Source organism: Acinetobacter sp. ANC 4470, assembly GCF_002135335.1.
Taxonomy (GTDB): domain Bacteria; phylum Pseudomonadota; class Gammaproteobacteria; order Pseudomonadales; family Moraxellaceae; genus Acinetobacter.
The window spans coordinates 58940-79420 of the sequence record NZ_NEGC01000008.1 but is presented as its reverse complement, the minus strand read 5'-3'; the positions used below and the strand labels follow the sequence as shown (position 1 = coordinate 79420).

Below are 20481 nucleotides of genomic sequence, written 5' to 3'. Positions count from 1 at the left end.
TAAAAGCCTGCATATTTGCTAAAATGTGCGGGCTTTTATGCATTATTCTTTATCAGTATCTTCAATTTGTAGTGGGTGTTCAATGGAACCTATGGTGGTTATGGCTGCGCGTGCGGCGCAGTTAGTTGGTCAAGAGCTTTTAAAAGCGCATCAAAATCGTCATAAACTCGATCTACAAGTCGAAGAAAAAGGGATTGATGGTCCAGTAACGCGTGTAGATCGTTATTTGGAACAGTTGGCTATCGATACTCTACGTAAAAGTTATAAAAACCACAGCTTCCTTGGTGAAGAGTTTGGTATGCAAGAAGGTAAAGGTCACGACGCTGATTGGTGTTGGGTGATCGATCCTCTTGACGGTACTTTAAACTTTATTCACGGTTTCCCGCATTTCTGTATCTCCATTGCCGTTAAGCATAAAGGCATCACTCAGCATGGTGTTATTTATGACCCTGTGAAAGATGAGCTTTTCTCTGCTAGTCGTGGCCGCGGTGCTATGATGAATCAACGTCGTATTCGTGTAAATGTAAAAGACAGCTTAGACAATACGTTCTTGGCTGTAGGTCATGCTTACCGTAATAAACGTAATGGTGAAGTAGTTTCTTATGCAAAAAACCATTTTGATTCATTATTAAACGTGACTGAAGCTGGCGCACAATTCCGTCGTTCAGGTTCTGCTGCATTAGACTTGGCTTATGTTGCTGCGGGTCGTCTTGATGGTTACTTCGAACTTGGTTTGAAACCTTGGGATATCGCTGCAGGCGAGTTAATTGTCAAAGAAGCGGGCGGTACTGTAGTCGATGCACGTGGTGGTTCTGACTCTATGGAAAATGGTCAAGTGATTGCTTGCTCTATGAAAATGCTCAAACCTTTAATGCAAGCTGTTGTTCCAGCTTGGGGCGACGCAGCAAAGTAAGATTGATTTGACCTAGTGATATAATCAAAAGCTCTCCATGTGAGGGCTTTTTTATATTTCAGGCAAAAGCTTATATGCTTTGCAAAGGTTATTTTTAAGCGGCTACCTAAGTCACTTGATTCGTGGATCAGCTCTTTATATAAACTTACTGTTTAAAAAATAAACAAAAAATAAGTTGTAAAATAGACTGTTACTGAAAAAAACAGTGTATATCCACAATTTAATCGAAAAAAATGATTACTTTTAAAAACGTTTCTGTTACTATGTTGCCACGCACTTAATTTTCCGTTCTTTACCTGAACATTATCTTCTAATCATTGTATGCGCGTGCTGTCCATAGAGAGGACATATCCTTCGCGCCCCAATCGCTTAAGCGATTCCTTCAGGTTTGCGGCCGTAATCATATACGTGCGTTATATCCACATCGACGTTATTCGGATCGCTGCTGAATCCTTATTTTTCAGCTCTATTTGCTGTGCCGCTTTTTGCCGATGTCCATATTATTTGTAATTTATTAAATGGAGCACCCACTTCAGGGTGAACACTCTCTATGAGCAAAACTTTTGCTGATTTTTCCCTCGATGAGTCTTTAACACTAGCGATCGAAGGTTTAGGCTTTACTACACCAACTCCTGTACAAGAACAAGCGATTCCAGCTGCACTAGAAGGTAAAGACCTTCTTGTATCAAGCCAAACAGGTTCTGGTAAAACAGCTGCATTCTTATTACCTACTTTAAACGGTTTAGCGAATCAAGATACACTAGTGCCATTTAAAGATCGTATGAAAGCGATTACACAACCGAATATTTTGGTGATTTCACCAACTCGCGAACTTGCACAACAAGTATGTCAAGATGCAATTGCATTGGTACGTCATATGAAAGGTGTGCGTGTTGCTGCGATTATGGGTGGTATGCCTTTTGGTAAACAAATCCAACAGTTAAAAGGTGCACAAGTTGTAGTTGCGACTCCAGGTCGTTTACTTGATCTTGTTAACCGTCGTCAAATTAAACTTGACAACGTTGATGCGTTAATTGTCGATGAAGCTGACCGTATGCTTGATCTAGGTTTCTCTGAAGACTTAGAAGCAATTGGTGAGTTAGCGGCAAACCGTAAACAAACTTTAATGTTCTCTGCAACTTTTGCACCGCGTATTATTACGCTTGCTGAACGTATGATGAATAATCCTGTACGTATTGCGATCGAAACTGGTCACTCTACCAATACAGACATCACGCAAACATTGCATTGGACTGATGGCTTTGAACACAAGAAAAAATTACTTACACATTGGTTGTCTGATGAGTCTGTAGATCAAGCTGTTGTGTTTGCAAGCACTCAAGAAGATACAGATATGTTGGCTGAAGAACTTGCTGAAGCAGGTCTATCAGTTGTAGCGCTTCACGGTGCTATGCCACAAACGGTTCGTAACCGCCGTTTACGTAGTATCCGTGAAGGTCGCGCTAAGATCTTAGTTGCAACTGACGTTGCTGCTCGTGGTCTTGACGTACCAACAATTTCACACGTAATTAACTTCGGTCTTCCAATGAAGAACGAAGATTATGTACACCGTATTGGTCGTACAGGTCGTGCTGGTCGTACAGGTAATGCAATTACTTTAGCGACTTACCGTGAACGCGGTAAGATCCGTGCGCTTGAAGACTTCCTAGATGCACGTTTAAGTGTATCTGAAATTGAAGGTCTTGAGCCATCTCCACCTCCTGCACGCGGTAGTCGTGATGGCGGCGGTCGTGATGGTGGCGGTCGTGGTCGTGGTCGTGATGGCGGTCGTGGCGGTTTTGGCGGTGGTCGTGATGGCGGTCGTGGCGGTTTTGGCGGCGGTCGTGATGGCGGCGGCGCACGTCGTAGCTATGATGATAAACCTCGCGGTGATCGTCCAGCTTATGCTGGTGGTGAAGATCGTCCACGTCGTAGCTATGATGACAAGCCTCGTGGTGAGCGTCCAGCTTATGCTGGTGGTGATGATCGTCCTAAGCGTGATTTCGGTGATCGTCCAGCTCCACGTCGTGAAGGCGGTTTTGGTGATCGTCCACAACGCTCATTTGATGACCGTCCTAAACGTGATTTCGGTGATCGTCCAGCTCCACGTCGTGAAGGTGGTTTCGGTGATCGTCCACAACGTTCGTTTGATGACCGTCCTAAACGTGATTTCGGTGATCGTCCAGCGCCACGTCGTGAAGGTGGTTTCAGTGATCGTCCGCAACGTAGCTTTGGTGACAAACCGCGTTCTGCAGATGATAACCGTGGCAACCGTGTAGACTATAAACCAAGTGGTGATCGTCCAGCTCCACGTCGTGATTTCGGTGATCGTCCAGCTCCACGTCGTGAAGGTGGTTTTGGTGATCGTCCACAACGTAGCTTCAGCGATGATCGTCCTAAGCGTACTTTCGGTGGCGAAGATCGTCCACGTCGTAGCTTTGATGATAAACCACGTGCTGAGCGTCCAGCTTTTGGCGGTGAAGATCGTCCACGTCGTAAATTTAACGATTAATTTAATCGTTCGATTTAGATAAAAAAACCGGTGGAAACACCGGTTTTTTTATGAGATTAATCTTTGCTCTTATTTGATAAAATTGTATACTCAATCATACTTTGTTTTAAATTCGTTAAATATGAACAATAAATCTGCTCATTATATTTGGAATTTCAATCAAGAGGTGATTATGCCTTATATTGGTTTGTTCTTATTGTTATGCAATATTATGTATTATATCTATAATTCTTTTCTGTAACGCATCGTTCTATTTTTATACCTGTTTTTTATGGGTAATCGAATTACAATTAAATTAATTAGAAAATTACGCTAAATTTGTTGCTTTTTGATCAAATACAACATTTTGAACCTGAATCCTTTATAGTATGCATGCTGAAAAAATGTAGGAAAACGCTCAGCTATGAATAATCAAATACCCTCCCAATCTCAATCTTTGATTGAGGTTAAAAATCTGAGCTTTAAACGAGGGGAGCGTATCATTTATGACAATGTCAGCTTAACGATTCGTCGTGGTCAAATCACTGCCATTATGGGACCTTCAGGGACGGGCAAAACAACGTTGCTTCGTTTGATTGGTGGGCAGCTTATTCCAGATCAAGGACAAGTGTTGTTGGGTGGAATAGATATTGCCAGTATGTCACGGTCTGAATTGTTTGCTGCACGTGCGCGTATGGGTATGCTTTTCCAAAGTGGTGCATTGTTTACCGATATGACCACTTATGAAAATGTGGCATTTCCACTACGAGCTCACACCCAATTACCAGAGCATTTGATTAGCGAAATTGTGGCACTCAAATTAGAGTCTGTCGGTTTGCGCGGCGCAGAACAACTAATGCCTTCAGAGCTGTCTGGTGGTATGAATCGTCGTGTCGCGTTGGCTCGTGCAATTGCACTTGATCCAGAACTGATTATGTATGATGAGCCATTCGCAGGTCAGGATCCAATTGTGATGGGCGTACTCAGTCGTTTGATTCGCTCACTACGTGAAGCTTTGGATTTAACCACCATTGTTGTTTCACATGATGTCGCAGAAACCTTATCTATTGCCGATTATATTTATGTTGTGGCAGAAGGCAAGATTCAAGGGGAAGGGACACCAGCTGAACTTCGGGAACATCAGTCGCCTTTTGTGCGTCAATTTCTGACTGGATCAATAGAAGGTCCAGTCGATTATCAATTTAGCCATCAAGCTTATTTAAGTGATGAGGTACGTTCATGAATGCCATTGCCTTATTAGGTAGACGCGTTATTGAACGTGTACGTGGTATCGGTGTAGCAACCGTAATGTTGCTCCAGATTCTATTGTCCATGCCGACTCGGCTAGGCGTAAAGCTCTTTATTTATCAAATGCACCGTATTGGGGTCATGTCTTTATTGATCATTAGTGTTTCTGGTTTGTTTATTGGCTTGGTGCTTGGTTTACAAGGTTATTCTATTTTGGTCAATATCGGTTCTGAAGCCATGCTGGGGACGATGGTTTCACTGACTTTATTGCGTGAACTTGCACCCGTGGTTGCAGCTTTGTTATTTGCAGGACGTGCAGGTTCGGCTTTGACCGCTGAAATCGGTTTAATGAAAGCAACCGAACAGCTTTCAAGTATGGAAATGATAGGTGTTGATCCACTGAAACGAATTGTTTCACCACGCTTATGGGCAGGTATTGTTAGTTTGCCGATGCTGACTGTTATTTTTGCTGCGATTGGTATTTTGGGCGGTAAAATGGTCGGTGTAGATTTTTTAGGTGTTGATGAGGGTTCTTACTGGAGCGGTATACAAAATGCAGTTCAGTTTGGCCATGATGTTGTGAATGGCATCATTAAAAGTATTGTTTTTGCCCTCATTTGTACTTGGATTGCGGTATATCAAGGCTATGCCTGTGAGCCAACGTCAGAAGGTATTGCAACATCAACAACACGTACAGTGGTGTATTCATCGTTGTGTGTATTAGGTTTTGATTTCGTGTTGACTGCGGTCATGTTTGGAGGGGTTTAATGAAATCACATACAAGTGAGCTGACCGTAGGTATTTTTGTCATTATCTTTGGTGTGGCATTATTTTTCTTAGCCATGAAAGTGAGCGGATTATCGGGCACCAATTTACGTGATGCTTATGAGATGACTGCGCAATTTGACAATGTGAATGGTTTAAAACCACGTGCTAAAGTGACCATGAGTGGTGTAAGCATTGGTCGTGTGACCGATATTACGCTTGATCCTGTATCACGTTTAGCGACAGTGCATTTTGACTTAGATGGTAAATTGACTTCATTTAATCAAGAGCAACTGAAAACAGTGACGGCAAATGCGCTAGAAGAGCTGCGCTATAGTACTGAATATACAGAAGCAACGCCGGCACAACAAAAAGAAATGGAAAAACAACTTACCGATAACATGCACTCCATCACCAGTATTGATGAAGATGCTTATATTATGGTTGCAACCAATGGTTTGTTGGGCGAAAAATATTTGAAAGTGGTACCAGGCGGTGGTTTGAATTACGTCAAACGTGGTGAACGTATGGCTAATACGCAAGGTACGATGGATCTTGAAGATCTGATTAGTAAGTTTATTACTGGTGGTGCTGGTAAATCATCAGAAAAAGCGACAAATGAAAAGACATCGGCTGAATCAAGAGATGCAGAAGCATCATTCGTTGAATAATTTGGAGAGAAGGTTTTAGTGAATACTTTAATTAAACAAACGCTTGCAGTAAGTATTTTATCTACAATGATTGCAAGTGCTGCATTTGCTGTACCCGCGGAAGCACCTCCAGCTTTTGTTAAAAAGGTTGCTGATGGTCTGATTTTACGCTTAAAAGCAGATAATGCGAAATTGCAAAATAATCCAGCAGCGGTCAAAGCAATCGTACGTCAAAACCTTGATCCATATATTGATTCACAAGCATTTACCCGTATTGTGATGGGTACATATGCAACCAATCAATACAGTACAGCAGCGCAACGTGCGCAATTTGAACGTAACTTTCGTGAAACTTTAATTGAAAACTATGGCAGTGCATTTGCTAAGTTTTCAAATCAAAGCTATAGCATCCGTCCATATAAAGCCACTGACAGTAAAAACCCTGTAGTAACCTTAGACTTTAATAATAAGGGTGAAAAAATTCCTGTATCGTTCCAATTGGTGGATAAGGGCAGTCAATGGAAAATTCGCAACATTAATGTGTCAGGTATTGATTTAGGTTTACAGTTCCGTAATCAGTTTGCTGCAACAGTAAAACGTAATGGTGGTAGCTTGGATAAAGCGATTGCCAATTTCGAACCAGATGCAGATGCAGCTGTTAATAAAAAATAACGGAGTAGATGTTCGGTGATTAAAATCATTCATCAGGAACTGCATGTTTCTGGAAAAATAGATCATGCAAATGCGGAAAGCTATTACCAACAGGGTTTGAAATTGATTCAAGCTCAAAATCAATTTCCGCTGGTCGTGAACCTTGCACAGTTAGAGCAGGGTAGTACGTTGGCTTTAGCGGTATTGGTGCAGTGGTTACGTCAAACGCCGCAAGCTCAAGGTATACAGTTTAAGGCGGTTCCTGAAAGAATGATGAAAATTATTCAAGCTTGTCATTTACAAAATGATTTACAGTTGATTAGCTGAACATAAACCGTATAAAAAAAGCACCGAAAGGTGCTTTTTTTATTGCATAGAATAGATTCAAAATCTGAGTGTTTCTTGCGCTTCGCTTTAAAAGTAGTGCTTTTAAAGCTCGCTTAAATCCATTTTTTCCAACGGAAGTAGATGAGCGGTCCAATAAAGAAGGTAAGTAGAATGATACCTACCATGATAAAGCTGGTCGTTCCTTTAGCAAAAGGCAGTACATCTGTATTCATACCATAGATACTGGCAACCAGCATGGGTGGCGCGAGCATACTGGGTAAGATGGAGAAGCGACGAATCGTGTCATTCTGTTCGGTATTAATGAATCCAGAGGTGGTATCGAGTAAGAATCGAACCTTTTGGAATAAGAATGCATCATGTTCGACTAGGGAGCGAACATCTTCACTGAGTTCTCGAATATCGGCATCGTAAATATGACTGCCTAAAGCCCGTGGACGCGAGAGAAAGGTTAAAACCCGTCGTAAATCGATTAAACATAATTGTGCTTTCCCCAACATATCTTCGAGTTGAGCTAGGCGGGTAATCATGTCATCTAAATCAAGTATTTGTTCGCGATGACGATTGTTGAGCACTTCTGTGGAGTATTTTTCTAAGTCTTTGTGGATATCTTCCAAGATATCCGCAAGTTCATCTAGTTTGGCTTCAAGTAAGCCGAGTAGCACCCACGTCGGATCTTTATAGTCAATTTCATAGTCATTGCGACGAGCACGTGCCCGAAAGGCACGAAAGGCGACTAACTTTTCACCACGTAAGGTGAATAAGTGTTCTTTATGCAGAATGAAGGCAACGGTTTGTACCGTGGCTAAAATACTAGAATTGTCATCGGGTTCTGCATCGACCTGAAAGTTTTTATTTTTCGTTAAAAAATAGGTGCTGATATGTAAAATACCATCATCATCACGGTAGAATCGTGCCGATGAAGAGATGTCTTCTAATGATTTTAGTGTGGGTAGGTTCTGCTCATAAGCATCAAGTACCCATTGTTGTTCTTCTTGTGAGGGTGCAATTAAGTCAATCCACACTAAATCTGGATGAAGATCAAAGCCCCCATTAATAGTGGCATCTTCCAAACTACCGCGCTCTGTGGCGTAAAAGGCTTCAAGCATGCTGTCTTTGCTCCCTTGCGCAGTCTGGTTGAATCAATGGGTGTATTTTAGACAAGGAATTGAATAAAAACACTGCTTGAATTGCTTTTTTATGAAAAAATCTGCTTTAAATTTACTTTAATCGTATGACATTTTCAAAACAGGGTGAAAAAATGATGAATTCGATCGCAATTTTTTGTGGTTCAGCTATCGGGACAGATTCCATTTTTCTAGACACTGCCCAGAAAATGGGTCAAACCATAGCGCAGCAAGGCAAAACATTGGTATATGGTGGCGGTCGTTCAGGGTTGATGGGCGTTGTCGCTGATAGTGCTTTGCAGGCAGGCGGAAAAGTGATTGGTGTTATTCCGAATGCCTTGGTGGATCGTGAACTTGCACATCCACATCTAACAGAATTGCATGTGGTAAAAAATATGCATGAACGTAAAACCAAAATGTCAGAATTATCGGATGCGTTTATTGCATTGCCCGGTGGAGCAGGCACCTTGGAAGAAATCTTTGAGCAGTGGACTTGGGCGCAACTCGGTATTCATTTAAAGCCGTGTGCATTTTTAAATGTAGAAGGTTTTTATGATGATTTACTGAAATTTATCCATTTGACCACCGTCAAAGGTTTTACCCATGCTCGCTTTTCTGAAAGTATTATTGCCTCAGATTCAATCGAAAATATTTTACAACAATTTGATATTTTTCAAGCGCCGCAACCGAAATGGGGTATGGTCGATCAGCAAGACTTGGTGAAATAAACATGAAAGTGATTACTGTTGCAGCTGCGATTATTTTAAATGATCAACAGCAGATTTTAGTGGTTCGCAAACAGCATACCGTGTGTTTTATGCAAGTCGGTGGTAAGTTGGAGCCAAATGAACTGCCTGAAGCAACCATAATTCGTGAAATTCAGGAAGAAATTGGTTGTCAGGCACAGATTAAACAATTTGTTGGGCGTTATGAAACAGCGACTGCAAATGAGCCAGATCATCAATTGGTCAGTTATGTTTATGTTGTAACATTGGATCATGCACCAAAAATTGATGCCGAAATTGCCGAGATGAAATGGGTAGATTTAGATGATCAAACGACCTTACTTGCTCCCTTAACCACAGAAATTGTGATGCCATGGGTAAAAAATTATTTAAAGGCTGCGGTTTGATTTAGTCTATTGGACTACGCGAGAAAAATGATGCAGTAATTGATTACTTCGCACTCGCGATACAGGCGGCATAGATTTTCTGACAGCCCAATTGCTCAAGTTTTTGTTTTAACGCAAAGATTGAACTTCCCGTCGTCACCACATCATCCAAAATAAGTACACGACGATAACGCAATTTGGACGATGTATTGATTTGGAATTGCTGCTGAATATTTTCAATGCGCTCTAGGCGAGTTAAGCCTTTTTGTGAATGTTGTTGTAAGCGAGTGATCGGTTGCCAAATGGGAAGGTCTAATTGTTTGGCTAAAATCTTGCCAAGTACCAAGGATTGATTATAACCACGCTCTGCTAAGCGTTCATTGGAAATGGGCATGGGTACAATGGCTTGGATTTTGGGCAGCCGAAGTTGCATGAATACACCCGCCAGTACATTCTGAAAATGTAGCTGCTGTTCATATTTAAATTTTTGAATGATACGATCCATTGGGTAGTCATAATAACAAGCACTTTGAATATCCATTTCCTGCCGTTGCACTGTACTTTTAAACCACGGTAATTGCTGCCAGCAATCTTCACAGACAGAATGGATTTGTTGTTGCCCCGTATTGCAGAGTTGACAGGGTTGTAAGCCTTGTAAAAGCTGTATGGAGTGTTGTAAAAATGCTTTAAACATAGGCATAGCGCGGTGCTTCAGGTAGCCAACGTTTTAACAAAGCCTTGGCATTTTCAGGGTGATCTTTTAAAATTTGCTGCGCTACATAATGCGCTTGATTGAGTAAATGATCATCTCGTTCTAATTTCGCCACCCGAAAGCCCATATCGCCCGTTTGTTTGGTGCCAAGTAATTCACCCGGCCCGCGAATTTCCAAGTCTTTTTCTGCAATGATAAAGCCATCGTTGGTTTCACGCATAATGCGTAGGCGTTCTTGTCCATTTTGCGATAAAGGATGTTTGTAGAGTAAGGCGCAAAAACTGGCTGTTGCACCACGTCCGACACGTCCACGGAGCTGATGGAGTTGAGAAAGTCCGAGGCGTTCTGCATTTTCAATCACCATGATCGATGCATTCGGCACATCTACGCCAACTTCAATAACTGTTGTAGCAATCAGTAACTGCAATTGATTGTCTTTAAATTGCTGCATCACTAATTGTTTTTCATCGGCTTTCATTTTGCCATGCACTAAGCCCGTGTTTAGATGGGGAAAACGTGTTTTGATTTCAGCAAAAGTGGCTTCAGCGGCTTGTGCATCTAAGGTTTCGGATTGTTCCACCAAGGTGCAGACCCAATAGGCTTGTTTACCTTCAGCACAATTGCTAGCGATACGACTTAAAACCTCTTCACGGCGATCTAGAGGAATAGTCACAGTTTGAATTGGGGTTCGTCCTGGGGGTAATTCATCAATCACAGACGTATCCAAATCACCATATGCCGACATGGCCAAGGTACGGGGGATTGGAGTTGCAGTCATCACCAGTTGATGTGGCGTCATATTCTGCGCACCCTTGTTACGTAATGCTAGACGTTGATCGACCCCAAAACGATGCTGTTCATCAATAATCACCAAACCGAGTTTGGCAAAGGTAACATTGTCTTGAAATAAGGCATGTGTTCCGATCACTAAATGGGCTGAACCATCTTTAATGCTTTGCTCGGCTGCCGCACGTGCTTTGCCTTTTTGTTTTCCTGAAAGCCATGACACGGTTAAGCCCAAAGGTTCAAACCATTTTTTAAAATTTACATAATGCTGTTCTGCTAAAATTTCCGTCGGTGCCATTAGGGCGACTTGCCAATTTTCTTCTAACGCATGACACGCTGCAATACCCGCTACTAGTGTTTTTCCTGCACCCACATCGCCCTGAATCAGACGCAGCATTGGTTTGTTTTGTTTTAAGTCTTGTGCAATTTCTTTGGATACCCGTTTTTGTGCATCGGTCATGCTAAACGGTAAGTCTGCCAACAGTTGTTTGGCAAAGTGTTTGCTGGTCGAAAAAGATGGTGCTTCAATTTGTTGAATATAGGCCCGACGTGAAAGTAAGCTCACTTGATGAGCAACCAGTTCTTCAAAGATTAGGCGTTGTTGAGCAGGGTGTGAACCTTGAGCCAATTGCAACATATTGGCATTGAGTGGAGGCTCATGAATATATTCTAGGGCTTGTTTAAGTGCATAGCCATTGGTGAATTTCGCTGGCAACAGTTCAGGTAAATCATCACTGTGTTGTTTAAGTGCTTGTTTAACATATTCACGTAACTTGGGCTGAGTTAAACCCTCTGTAGCAGGATAAATGGCTGTGAGTTCAGTTTTAGGCAGTGGTGTGTGTTCAGTAATCAGTTGTATTTCTGGATGATAAAGTTCTAAACCTCGTGCACCGACACGTACTTCACCAAATATTCGTAGGCGATTGTCCATTTTGGCACGATCAGTCAGGGCTTTATAAACATGATAAAACCGTAAAGTGACTTTACCAAAATCATCCTGTAATAACACCGCCATAGACTTGCGTTTACCGGGTGGAAAATCGACACCTTTGACTATGCCTTCTAACAAATAGCTGCGCCCCACGATCAATTGGTTCATGGAGATGATCGTGCTACGATCTTCATAATCACGTGGCAGATGAAACAGTAAATCATCTGTGGTGAAAATATTTAGTTTTTCCAGTAAAGCAGCAGAGGCAGTTCCTACCCCTTGTAATTGATGGACGGCAGCCATTTCCCCTCAACTTCGGTTATGTAATCAGGTGTTTATGCATATTTTATTTATTGGTTATGGTAAAACATCTTGGCGTATTGCTAAACAACTATTTGAGCAAGGGCACCAAATTACCACAATCAGTCAAAGTCCGAAAATGGATGAATATGCGACTCATCTCATTCAGGATGTACATCAGCTTAATCTGGATCAGATCAAGCCCATTGACTGGGTCTATATATTGTTAAGTCCAAATGAAAGTACACCTGAGGCTTATCAACGGGTGTATGTCGATTCGGTACAACCCATTAGTAAGACTTTAAAACAACATCCCGTGCAAAAGGTCGTGGTTGTGTCGTCCACGCGTGTCTATGGTGAAAATCATGGTGAGCGTATAAATGATGAATCAGAGATGAAGCCCAATGATGAGCAGGGGAGATTATTGTTGAAAATGGAGCTGCTTTGGCAGCAGGCTTATCCATCGCGAAGTATCATGATTCGCCCGACAGGAATTTATGGCACATCGGTGGCTCGAATGCTAAAGCTGGCTGAAAAAACTAAAACTTATCCAAATCTTCACTGGTCAAATCGAATTCATATTGATGATTTGGCGACTTTTCTCGCAAGTATGATTCACGTGGAACATGCTGAAAAATCGTATATTGTCAGTAATAATCAGCCCAGTCCTTTGCATGAAAGCATTCAATGGTTTCAACGACAATTGCATGTGCCTGAGTTGGTTTTGCAGAGTGATGAATGTTCTGGAAAAAGAATTTATGCTACGCGAATGGCTGAAATGGGTTTTCAGTTGCAGCATGAAAATTGTTTTGAGGATTATTTAGAGATGTTAGGAAAGTTATAAATAAATCCCCCTCCTTTTTAAAGGAAGGGGATTTTTACGTTATTTCTTTTTACGCTTTAAACGACGTTTCGCTTGTTGCGCGGCAACGGCATCCAATGCATCTTTTAATTCTGCATCACTAAAGGTGGTAATGTGCTGAAGCATTTGTAGGGTCACATCATCCAAAACTAGATTGGCATATTGTGCAACATTTTGGAAGTTCTCATCAAACACAATGGCATTGTCTTCGTTATTACGAATATAGCCTTGTTGCGTTAATACTTTCATAAAGCTTTGGAATAGGGCTTTATCAAAAAATTCAGGTGAGTTGAACTCATAAAGCACAGATAGACGTTGACCGACCAAATGACTGAGTTCTTCAACCTGACGAATCGAAATATTGCCTGAACCGCGTTGTGTAATTAAAGCCAACGTCATGTAATAACGCTCAAGACTTTGCATCACAGGTGCAGCAAGCACGACCAATTGGTTGTGATCTTCTGAATTTGGTGCAGGAGAAATAAGATGATCTTCGGCATCTGCCGTGATGAGTTTCGCGTTAATTAAGGCATCTACATAAGCGCAGATTTGATCCTTCAGCTCATCATCTTGCCATTTTAAGAACAATTCAGCTTTTAAGAATGGATAAAGTGTGCGAATCACACTGATTAAATCACCACGACGGATCGAACCGTTATGTTCAACCAAGGCGGCAATTAAAGAAGGTAATACAAAGGCATGCAGAATGTTATTGCGGAAGTAAGTCAGCAATACCGCTTGATTGTCTTCAATCGCAATAATATCGCCCAACACATGTTTAATGCGTTTAATCAGTTTGAGTTTTAAACCGTAGGCAATAATTTCTTTGCCAGAAAGCGGTGTTATTTTTGCACGTGCATCGTAAGGTAGTGCAGTGACTAAATTACGATAAGCATCCAGTTGTTTAATGCAAATTTCTTCATCTAAGGTGTGTTTCGGAGTTGCCAATAAGATTAACGACAAGAGGGATACAGGGTTGATGACGACAGCACGGTTAATATTTTCTAAGATGAGCTGCGCTGAACCATTCACTGCATCGGATACTTCCGTTGGGATTGGATCATCATTTTTTTCAATCTTGGTTTGGTCGGCACCGTGCTTTTTCAGTAAATCATCTAAAAAGACAGGTTCACCGAAGTTGACATGTACTTTACCGAAAATACGTTCAATTTTACGCAAGGTTTTGAAAATACCGACAATCGATTCAGACTCTTTCGCTTTGCCTTGCATCTCACCGACATAAGTCGAGCCTTCCATCAGACGTTCATAACCAATATAGGTCGGTAAGAACACAATCGGTTTCGCTCGACCGCGTAAATGACTATGTACGGTCATGGCCAGCATGCCAGTTTTTGCTGGAAGTAGGCGACCCGTTCGCGAACGACCACCTTCAATGAAGTATTCCAGTGGTGTATTACGCGCTAAAATACTGTATAGATATTCTTTAAATACCGTAGTGTACAAACCATTGCCACGGAAGGTACGACGAATAAAGAATGCGCCACCGCCACGAAGTAACTGTCCAACAAAAGGCATATTTAAATTATCGCCTGCGGCAATATATGGCACCATCATGCCACGTCGGTAAATAACATAAGACAGTAATAAATAGTCAATGTGACTACGATGACAAGGGGTGTAGATAATCTGGTAATCTTTGGCCAGTTCACGCACGGTACTGAAGTTATGGACTTCCACGCCATCATAGAGCTGCGTCCATAGACGGGTGAGTGCCATATCGGCAAAACGGATTGCAGAATGTGAATAGTCTGAAACGATTTCATTTAAATAACCAATCGCACGACGTTCAGCTTCAATCATACTGACTTTACTACGAATACTTTCGCGACGAATGGCGTCTTGCACATCATTAGATTTAATCAGTGAATGCACTACATTACGACGGTCTGATAGGTCAGGACCAAGTACGACTTCACGTTGACCATCTAAATAGTTATTCAGCGTATTGAGAATATATGTCGCAGGAGATACGTTTGGATGGGTCTGTTTAGTAAAATCGACCAGTGTGCGTAAAGATTGTCCTTTGTGGAATTCTAAATATGACTGGCGACCATGTAAGCCAATATTGACCAATTGTTTGACTGTACCCGGTGTTGCCCAAGTATCGGTAAACAGCAGCTTGAACCAAGAGTCTTCTTTATCAGGTGAACGTCCCCAAAGTACAGTGACCGGAATCAGTTCAATATCAATTTCAGGGTACTTTTCTACGATATCTATTAGGCGTAATAAGCGTGGCGGAAAAGCATGTGCGGGTGGGTTGAGTAAATTATTTTCATCGTGATGTTGTAAAAATAACACCGATGCTTTTTCTTTATGATCACCAATCACTAATGGGTTTAATGCTGGTGATAGTTTCAGACGGCGTGTTTCACTATCTACGATTAAGGCATTACTGCGTGAGTAATTTTGTAAAACATAGCAGACTATTTTTTGCTGAACCGGTTGGTCTGTTGCTGTATTTACATTTGTCGTTGTCGGTTCAGTAGGAACCTCACCAAGTACATGTGGAGTTACCACAAGGTCAAGCAGCTTACTCGAAAGCTGACGATACATTTGACCAAAGCCACTCTTGGACATACACACTCCTACTTAAATGACCGCAACCACAGATTTTCTGAGGGGGGATTGTTTTGCATTATTGTAATTTAAAACTGTATGTCATTTTCTGACAAAATGGATATTGATTGTAAAATTTTAACGTTAAAAATCGTATTTTTAGCCGATATAATCGAAAAACAATGTGACACATTGGTCAGACTAACTCTAGGGGGTTGCTCTGACTTTATGGCAAAATAGATAAAAGAGTCTATCTGATTGATTTAAATTTCCCGCTTATATCTTTGGTATTCCACATCAAAATAGGTCGCTTATGAATGCGTTAACCCAAGAATTGGTTGAATTACTTAGCCTTGAAAAAATTGAAGAAAACATCTACCGAGGAATGAGTCGCAACTTGGTTGGGAAGCGTGTCTTTGGCGGGCAAGTGTTAGGGCAGGCATTACGAGCGGCATCGTATACCACAGATCGTCCTGCACATTCATTGCATGCTTATTTTTTGTATGGCGGTGATGTGAATGCCCCTATTCTATATGAAGTTGATCGTTTGCGTGATGGGAAGAGCTTTGTCAGTCGCCAAGTACGTGCCATTCAACATGGTCGGACGATTTTTACTGCAATGGTTTCTTTTGCTCATCCAGAAGAGGGTTTAAATTATCAAATTGCTGAACCAGAGTATCCAGCAGTAGAAACCTTGAAATCCGAAGCTGAATTAAAAAAATTGATGGTCGAATTTGTTCCAGAAAATGTCCGTGCCAGCTTTATGCGTGATCGTCATATTGATATTCGTCCTATTAATCCAAGCAACCCCTATCAACCCCAGCCAGAAGCACCGTCTTACGCACATTATTTACGCACGCACGATAAAATTGCCGCAGAGGTGGATGAAATTTCTTTACATCAAGCCATTGCAGCATTTTATTCAGACTTTACCTTAATGACCACTGCACTGCGTCCACATGGTTTAAGTTATTTATCGCCAAGTTTGCAATGTGCCAGTATTGATCATGCCATGTATTTCCATAAACCATTCCGTGCGGATGAGTGGATGTTGTACGACATGGATGCGACAGTGAGTGCAAGTTCGCGCGGTTTAAACTTCGGTCGGATGTGGCAGAATGGTGAGCTGGTGTGTAGTACGACACAAGAAGGTTTAATTCGTATCCGCGAAATTGAAACCCAATAAGGCATCATGTTTTACTTTAAAAAATCGGGCATAGAGCCCGATTTTTTATGTTGGGGCTTTAGTGGCAGCGTGGAATGTCTTCGGATACATCTTTATGGCAGCCATGACCTGAATGAGCAAAAGTTTGCCCAATGCTGAAAAGTAGTGCAGTGATGAGAATTATTTTTTTCATATTTTTGCTCTTTTAATTATTGGTGGATGGGTTGTAATGCAAAAGTAGATTTTATGCCTATATTCACCAAGCTGTTGGTGATTCAGACAAAGTGTAGATCATGTTTTTGCATATCTATGCTGAGCTTGTGACAAAAAATTCCTCGATTCTAAAAATAGGGCATGGCATAGTGCCTACAAGACTGAACAATAAAAGCATGCAGAAATGGGCTTAAACACACAAATTTTGATTGCTGCGATTTTGGGCGTAGCTTTTGGTTTTATTCTAAATTTTTATCCAAGTACGCCTTTTTTTGATGCCAGTTTATATGGCATAGGCATTGCCAGTAGTATTTTTATTGGCTTATTGAAGATGCTTTTAATTCCCCTCATTTTTAGTTCAATTGTGGTGGGTGTATCGAACTTACAATCGGGTGGGCAATTGGGCAAGGTCTGGAAAATCACCTTGGCTTGCTGCGTGACCACCACGACCTTGGCTTTAATTCTTGGTATTGGCAGTGCGCATTTATTTGATGTTGGAAAAGGCATCGACATTGCGATGTTTCAAGATGCAATGAGCAATCATCAGACTCCTGATACTTTAACCCCAACATCATTTTTAACTCATTTTATTCAAAACACTTTAATTAATCCCTTTAAAGCATTTTCTGAAGGTAATGTCCTTGCTGTAGTGGTGTTTGCTTTGTTTTTTGGCGTGGCTTTGGTGCATGGCGGTGAGCGTTTTAAAACGGTAAGACAACTGAGCCAACAGTTTTTTGACATGATGATGTTCATGATTATTTGGGTGATGCGCCTTGCACCAATTGGTATTTTTGCTTTACTGGCAAAATTGATTTCTACTGAAGATATTTCGGTGCTGAACCGTTTGGTTGAATTTGCTGCTGTGGTAACGGGAACCACTATTTTTCATGGTGTTGTGGTTTTGCCATTATTGTTATGGATTTTCGGCAAGATGAGTCCGCTGACCTTTTTTAAAGGGGCGCGTACTGCACTGATTACCGCTTTTGCCACCAGTTCAAGTTCTGCGACCATGCCACTTTCATTGAAATGTGCGCAAGAAAATTTAGGCGTACGTCCTGCAACAGCTGGTTTTGTTATCCCACTGGGCACACAATTGAATATGGATGGTACGGCACTGTATGAAGCTGCTGCTGCGCTATTTATTGCCAATCTGATGGGGTTAGATTTAAGTATTGGGCAGCAGTTGATAGTTTGCTTAACCGCAATGATTGCCTCACTTGGTGCACCGGGTATCCCAAGTGCAGGTATGGTGACTATGATTATGGTGTTGCAATCGGTAGGTTTACCTGCCGAAGCGATTGCCATTTTATTGCCGATAGATCGTTTACTGGATACGGTGCGTACTGTGGTTAATGTGCAAGGCGATATGATGATTAGTGTGGTGGTGGATCGGCATACGCGTGACGATGAAGTTTTAACTTAATCCTTTGGGCAACTGTACGATCTTCAAATATTTGCATAGTAAAGCCTTCATTTTATCCGCCTAAAGCATCATATTTGGGGATCTATTTTAGTACAAATAAAAGTAGGGCATAAAGCCCTACTTTTTGGTATTTGTGTGATTGCTTTAAGCGACTTTCAGTGCTGCTCGTTTTGCCGCAGGAGAGTGGTCTAAGTAGGCAATGGCATCTTCAGTTTTAGCTTCATGTACAGGGTCGTACCACGGCATTAAATAACCCAATTGTTGTGAAACCAACCAAAATGGGCTCGGCATGATGCGGTTATCTTTTTGTGAAATGGCATACCATTCGCGCCAAATCCATGGTTTAAACACGCTAGGGCGAATTGATTTAAAGCGTTCATCTTGCTTCATAATGTGCGCTGCACCATCAACCCATAAGCCGAGTACACCAACAATAACCGCCACACTTAAATAATAACGTGCAATATAGCCACCACCCAAATGACGGTACAAGTCAAATGCCACAGTACGATGTTCAATTTCTTCAGCACCATGCCATTTGATCAGATCTAACATGGCTGGATCAGCGCCAAGTTGTTCCCAGTGTTGGTTGTAGAGCACATATTTTCCAAGCACACAGGTCATATGTTCAACTGAGGCAATAATCCCGAGGCGAAATAAATCCCATTGATGTTCGAGCACTTTAGGTACATTTAAACCCAAAGGTTGGTCTGCCAGTACTTGACCAAAGAGAAAATCCATAAGCTTAAGGTTGCGCTGTACATCAATGTTACGCACAGTGAGATATTCTTTGTTGGCAGATGCATGGGCTTGTGCATGCATGGCTTCTTGGCGAATAAAGGCTTTTACATCTTCTTTAAGTTTTTCGTCGCTAATTTGCGGTAGAACTTTGTTGTAGAGACGACAAAACCAAAACTCACCCGCAGGTAAAATCATATTAATTTCGTTGATGAAATAACTGACAAAAGGATGGTTGGGAATCCAGTCGACAGGTGTGTCTTGCCACTCAAATTTCACTTTTCGCGGCTTAATTTGGTATTGAATCGAAGACCCAATTTTAGACTTCTTGAATAAAGATAAAAGTTTCATCATCCTGTCCTATTCTTTTTCTAACGGTGAGTGTGTTCACGTTGCTTTAGAATCAGTATAAAAAAATGCCCTCAATTGTGGTTAGCAATAGAGGACATTCAGATATCAATAGATGATAAATTTGGTCAGACAATCTGCCTGATATAAATTATTGCTCGTTTTTAGGCGTAGCTGTTGGATTGTTGTCGATACTTTCGTTGTTAAGCGCCGTATCTTCAAATTCATTTTCATCAAAGAATTCATCATCACCTTCAACAAATTCAATTTCATCTGCTGATGCTTCAGGAATGTTGTCTAAATCAAATTCGCTGGCTTGTTCGAGGGTGAAGTTCAAACGACCACCCATCACACTAGCAAGCTCTTCTAAGCCTTGTTTATTCATTGAAGAGAACAATTGAATAGAGAATTGAAGCTTCATTTTTCTCAATTGTTGTTGCACTTCTTGTAGAACTTTAGATGCAGGACCACGGTTTAACTTGTCGGCTTTCGTTAAAAGCACGTGTACAAATAATTGGCGTGAATATGCCCATTCCAACATCATGACATCGAAGTGTTGTAACGGATGGCGAATATCCATCAACAACACCAAACCTTGTAAGCTTTGGCGATGAATTAAATAACTTTCCAGTTCTTTTTGCCAAACCAATTTCATTGCTTCTGGTACGGCTGCATAACCATAACCGGGTAAATCGACCAAGCGTTGATCTGGATTACCCAAGCTAAAAAAGTTAATCATTTGGGTGCGACCCGGTTTTTTCGATGCACGCGCCAATTGCTTTTGGTTGGTTAATGCATTAATTGCACTAGATTTACCCGCATTAGAGCGACCTGCAAAGGCAATTTCGTAGCCAGTGTCTTCTACGCAGAGATTGAGCTTAGGCGCACTCATTAAAAATTCGGCTTTGCGTAACCAGTTGAGCGAACGCACGGAATATTCAGTAATGGCAGAATCAACTTTTTTCTCATAGCTGATTTTTTGCTTAGGCGCAGCTGAAATTTTACTGTTTTTGGATTTTCCTCTGCTGTGGTGCATAACTCAACTTCAATAAATGATCTACAAAGAAACATTATAAAGGAAGTCGTCTAGGCAAGCGACCTTTGCATTTTGAAAGCGGAAAACTT

Annotated in this window: 18 protein-coding genes; 12 read left to right on the top strand and 6 right to left on the bottom strand. The window is 41.4% G+C overall.

The window, feature by feature from the left end:
* Positions 1 to 82 precede the first annotated feature (82 nt).
* The 7 genes from B9T25_RS12095 to B9T25_RS12065 all read left to right on the top strand — a co-directional run bounded on the left by B9T25_RS12095 (position 83) and on the right by B9T25_RS12065 (position 7045).
* Positions 83 to 913, top strand: coding sequence for an inositol monophosphatase family protein (locus B9T25_RS12095; RefSeq protein WP_086188667.1), 831 nt, complete (start codon positions 83 to 85; stop codon positions 911 to 913).
* A gap of 550 nt (positions 914 to 1463) precedes the next feature.
* Positions 1464 to 3425, top strand: a complete 1962-nt coding sequence (locus tag B9T25_RS12090) for a DEAD/DEAH box helicase (protein ID WP_086188666.1) — start codon at positions 1464 to 1466, stop codon at positions 3423 to 3425.
* A gap of 403 nt (positions 3426 to 3828) precedes the next feature.
* The gene (locus B9T25_RS12085; RefSeq protein WP_086188665.1) at positions 3829 to 4647 is read left to right on the top strand and encodes an ABC transporter ATP-binding protein; all 819 of its coding nucleotides are present in this window, start codon (positions 3829 to 3831) and stop codon (positions 4645 to 4647) included.
* A complete protein-coding gene (mlaE, locus tag B9T25_RS12080) occupies positions 4644 to 5420 on the top strand; it encodes a lipid asymmetry maintenance ABC transporter permease subunit MlaE (RefSeq protein ID WP_086188664.1) in 777 nt (258 codons plus the stop codon). Before B9T25_RS12085 ends, mlaE begins: the two co-directional genes overlap by 4 nt.
* Positions 5420 to 6088 carry an outer membrane lipid asymmetry maintenance protein MlaD gene (locus B9T25_RS12075; RefSeq protein ID WP_086188663.1) on the top strand — a complete coding sequence of 223 codons (669 nt, stop codon included), beginning with the start codon at positions 5420 to 5422 and terminating at the stop codon, positions 6086 to 6088. Before mlaE ends, B9T25_RS12075 begins: the two co-directional genes overlap by 1 nt.
* Before the next feature lie 18 nt (positions 6089 to 6106).
* Positions 6107 to 6739: an MlaC/ttg2D family ABC transporter substrate-binding protein gene (locus B9T25_RS12070; RefSeq protein ID WP_086188662.1), complete on the top strand. Its 633-nt coding sequence runs from the start codon at positions 6107 to 6109 to the stop codon at positions 6737 to 6739.
* A gap of 15 nt (positions 6740 to 6754) precedes the next feature.
* Positions 6755 to 7045 (top strand): STAS domain-containing protein, encoded by a 291-nt coding sequence (locus B9T25_RS12065; RefSeq protein WP_086188661.1) that lies wholly within the window; start codon positions 6755 to 6757, stop codon positions 7043 to 7045.
* 113 nt (positions 7046 to 7158) lie between these two features.
* Here B9T25_RS12065 and B9T25_RS12060 read toward each other — a convergent pair whose 3' ends face one another.
* Positions 7159 to 8172 carry a CorA family divalent cation transporter gene (locus tag B9T25_RS12060; RefSeq protein ID WP_086188660.1) on the bottom strand — a complete coding sequence of 338 codons (1014 nt, stop codon included), beginning with the start codon at positions 8170 to 8172 and terminating at the stop codon, positions 7159 to 7161.
* Between the two features lie 155 nt (positions 8173 to 8327).
* Between B9T25_RS12060 and B9T25_RS12055 the strand changes: the two genes are divergently transcribed.
* Together B9T25_RS12055 and B9T25_RS12050 are read left to right on the top strand one after the other, a co-directional pair.
* Positions 8328 to 8918, top strand: a complete 591-nt coding sequence (locus B9T25_RS12055) for a TIGR00730 family Rossman fold protein (protein WP_213032997.1) — start codon at positions 8328 to 8330, stop codon at positions 8916 to 8918.
* Positions 8919 to 8920: 2 nt separating this feature from the next.
* Complete coding sequence (locus tag B9T25_RS12050) at positions 8921 to 9322, top strand: NUDIX hydrolase (RefSeq protein ID WP_086188659.1); 402 nt, start codon at positions 8921 to 8923, stop codon at positions 9320 to 9322.
* Between the two features lie 43 nt (positions 9323 to 9365).
* On the opposite strand, the gene B9T25_RS12045 is transcribed toward B9T25_RS12050, so the two are convergent.
* Positions 9366 to 10001, bottom strand: coding sequence for a ComF family protein (locus B9T25_RS12045; RefSeq protein WP_086188658.1), 636 nt, complete (start codon positions 9999 to 10001; stop codon positions 9366 to 9368).
* Positions 9988 to 12033 (bottom strand): ATP-dependent DNA helicase RecG, encoded by a 2046-nt coding sequence (gene recG, locus B9T25_RS12040; protein ID WP_086188657.1) that lies wholly within the window; start codon positions 12031 to 12033, stop codon positions 9988 to 9990. The genes B9T25_RS12045 and recG overlap by 14 nt, the downstream gene beginning before the upstream one ends.
* A 34-nt stretch (positions 12034 to 12067) precedes the next feature.
* Here recG and B9T25_RS12035 point away from each other — a divergent pair, with 34 nt between their 5' ends.
* Complete coding sequence (locus B9T25_RS12035; protein ID WP_086188656.1) at positions 12068 to 12874, top strand: sugar nucleotide-binding protein; 807 nt, start codon at positions 12068 to 12070, stop codon at positions 12872 to 12874.
* 39 nt (positions 12875 to 12913) lie between these two features.
* On the opposite strand, the gene plsB is transcribed toward B9T25_RS12035, so the two are convergent.
* Complete coding sequence (gene plsB, locus B9T25_RS12030; protein ID WP_086188655.1) at positions 12914 to 15490, bottom strand: glycerol-3-phosphate 1-O-acyltransferase PlsB; 2577 nt, start codon at positions 15488 to 15490, stop codon at positions 12914 to 12916.
* Positions 15491 to 15782: 292 nt separating this feature from the next.
* On the opposite strand from plsB, the gene B9T25_RS12025 reads away from it, so the two are divergent.
* Positions 15783 to 16655 (top strand): acyl-CoA thioesterase, encoded by an 873-nt coding sequence (locus tag B9T25_RS12025; RefSeq protein ID WP_086188654.1) that lies wholly within the window; start codon positions 15783 to 15785, stop codon positions 16653 to 16655.
* A gap of 376 nt (positions 16656 to 17031) precedes the next feature.
* Complete coding sequence (locus B9T25_RS12020; RefSeq protein ID WP_086188653.1) at positions 17032 to 18270, top strand: dicarboxylate/amino acid:cation symporter; 1239 nt, start codon at positions 17032 to 17034, stop codon at positions 18268 to 18270.
* Between the two features lie 144 nt (positions 18271 to 18414).
* Here the strand turns inward: B9T25_RS12020 and B9T25_RS12015 are convergent, their stop codons facing one another.
* Both B9T25_RS12015 and yihA read right to left on the bottom strand, forming a co-directional pair.
* Positions 18415 to 19359, bottom strand: coding sequence for a metal-dependent hydrolase (locus B9T25_RS12015; protein WP_086188652.1), 945 nt, complete (start codon positions 19357 to 19359; stop codon positions 18415 to 18417).
* 148 nt (positions 19360 to 19507) lie between these two features.
* Positions 19508 to 20392 carry a ribosome biogenesis GTP-binding protein YihA/YsxC gene (gene yihA / locus B9T25_RS12010; protein ID WP_086188651.1) on the bottom strand — a complete coding sequence of 295 codons (885 nt, stop codon included), beginning with the start codon at positions 20390 to 20392 and terminating at the stop codon, positions 19508 to 19510.
* Positions 20393 to 20481 lie beyond the last annotated feature (89 nt).